The sequence below is a fragment of the Pseudoalteromonas sp. S3431 genome (assembly GCF_000690035.1).
Taxonomy (GTDB): domain Bacteria; phylum Pseudomonadota; class Gammaproteobacteria; order Enterobacterales; family Alteromonadaceae; genus Pseudoalteromonas; species Pseudoalteromonas fuliginea.
Window position 1 is genome coordinate 1 of record NZ_JJNY01000126.1, and the last position, 2433, is coordinate 2433.

The 2433-nt window shown below is 37.3% G+C and carries 2 protein-coding genes; both read right to left on the bottom strand.

Annotated elements, in window-relative coordinates:
* Window positions 1–98 precede the first annotated feature (98 nt).
* A complete protein-coding gene (egtD, locus tag DO88_RS00450) occupies window positions 99–1073 on the bottom strand; it encodes an L-histidine N(alpha)-methyltransferase (RefSeq protein WP_033041141.1) in 975 nt (324 codons plus the stop codon).
* The gene (gene egtB / locus DO88_RS00445; RefSeq protein WP_033041142.1) at window positions 1070–2353 is read right to left on the bottom strand and encodes an ergothioneine biosynthesis protein EgtB; all 1284 of its coding nucleotides are present in this window, start codon (window positions 2351–2353) and stop codon (window positions 1070–1072) included. The genes egtD and egtB overlap by 4 nt, the downstream gene beginning before the upstream one ends.
* Between the last annotated feature and the right edge of the window lie 80 nt (window positions 2354–2433).

Consider the following 2433-nt stretch of genomic DNA (forward strand, 5'->3'; position numbering starts at 1 on the left):
AACCACACTTCATAGGCTCTGCCTTGCCTAAAAACCAAACATATTGCTGCAAATTCAACTATCAAAGATCAACACGCCCTAAACATATTAAGTAACGTTTATAGCGGCCTTAATAAGCACAATGCAAAATAATTACTATCGTCTTGCCATGTTTGCTCTAACTTTAAATTAGCTTGCGCGGCAAGCTGCTTAAACGATTCGAGCGTGTACTTGTGAGAGTTTTCTGTATGGATACTTTCGCCTTCAATAAAGTCTATTTGCTGATCATTTATAATCACGCTTTGATTACAGTTACTTACTAAATGCATTTCAATGCGGCTATGTTGCTCGTTAAAGCGTGACTCGTGGCTAAAGTTATCTAAATTAAATGTGCCACTTAGCTCGTTATTAATACGTTGTAGTAAATTTTTATTAAATGCAGCGGTGATCCCCGCTTTATCGTTATATGCATCAAGTAACACTTGGCGCTCTTTTACTAAATCAACCCCAATTAATACATAACCGTTTACACCACATAAGCGATGGAAATTATTCATAATTTCTATGGCTTTAACTGGGGCAAAATTACCAAGAGTAGAGCCCGGAAAGTACACCAAATTAGTTTGACTGTCTAAAGCGGTGTCTTTGGTTAGCTGTTTAACCATTTGGCTATGTGTAAAGTCTCCTAGTAATGGCGAAATTGCCAAATCTGGAAATAATGGCGACAAATGTGCAAGTGAATAACTGAGCATCTCCTCAGAAATTTCAAATGGTACGAAGGTTTTTACGTTTGCCATGTGCGCTAATAAATACGCGACCTTTTTACCCGAACCACACCCAGGCTCAATAATAGAGAGATTTTCAGGTAGCATTTGAGCAATTGACTGCGAGTATTGCTCTAAAATAGACAACTCCGTACGTGTAACATAATACTCTTGTAAGGATGTTATTTGCTCGAATAATGCAGCACCTTTATCATCGTAAAAATACTTACACGGAAGCGTTTTTTGTTGTTGAGTTAATCCGCTTATCACGTCGTTTAAAAATTCAGTGTCGGTTATGTTACTTTGTTTAATCGCTGTTACTTGGCTCATACTATATCCTTAGCTAGTCTTATCCCGCTGCACATCCACGCTTGATGTGGGTAATAAAAATTTCGGTATGTTTGTCGTAAATGGTTTCGAGGGGTAAACACACACCCGCCCCGTAACACCATTTGGTTATTCATAAATTTACCATTGTATTCCCCTGCTACTCCTTCAATAGGCTTAAAACCGGGGTATGGCAAATATGCACTGTTTGTCCATTGCCAACATGAATCCATTAACTGGTTTATTTCAGTATCATCTTTTGCTTGTTGTGGTGTTAGGTAGTTATTATTAGTGTCTGTTAAAGGTGTATCTAAAGGTGTATTTTTAGCTGCATATTCCCACTCGAACTCTGTAGGCAAGCGAGCCTTTACAAAATTAGCATAGGCGCTGGCCTCAAAATAACTAACATGGCTAATGGGGGCACTTAAATTTAAAGGCTGCAATCCATAGTGTGTAAACTCAAACCATTCGTTATTTATGCAATGCCAATATAATGGATGCGTTAAACGAGTGTTTTGAATATGCGCCCAACCGTCGCTTAACCAATATTGTGGATTGCTATATCCACCGGCATTTATAAAGTCTAAATATTCACCATTAGTGACCAATCTATTAGCAAAACTGAATGGATGAATTAGTACTTGGTGTTTGGGGCACTCGTTATCATATGCAAATTCATCGTCGGCATTTGTGCCAATATTAATAATGGCTTGTTCAAAATTGATAAAATTAAGGGGTTTAATATCAGCTGATTTTTTTTGGCTATTTAAAAGCGATGTTTTATATTGAGGAAATATTGGATTTACTGAAAAGTTATATTTGATGTCCATAAGCATTAGTTCTTGATGCTGTTGCTCGTGGTTTAACCCAAGTTCAATAATATCTTTAATGTGCGGGTTAACGTCAGTCTTAAGTAATTCAATCACACGGCTATCTACATGTTCTCTGTAAGCTAGCACTTCGTCTAAACCTGGCCTAGATAAGCTTCCTCTGTTTGCCCGTTTAAATTGCTCTCCAATCCCATTGTAGTAAGAATTAAAAAGCATTTTATAGTGAGGATTAAAAACTGCGTACTGTTTACAATGAACACTAAGTAAAAACGTTTCAAAAAACCACGTGGTATGCGCTAAATGCCATTTAGTGGGACTGGCATCAGCCATAGCTTGTAATTGGCAATCTTCTACAGTGAGTGGTTCAATAATAACTAGGCTTTCGTCTCTAACGCTGCAAAAGCGTTTAACAAGTTCGTTTTGATTGGTATCGTTTGTAACGCTTTCTCGCATAATAGTATTAATCCTTTGCCTATCTATTTATAAAATATAGCTTAGGGCATGCTGAGCTTTTTGGATTGAAATTTGTTCAA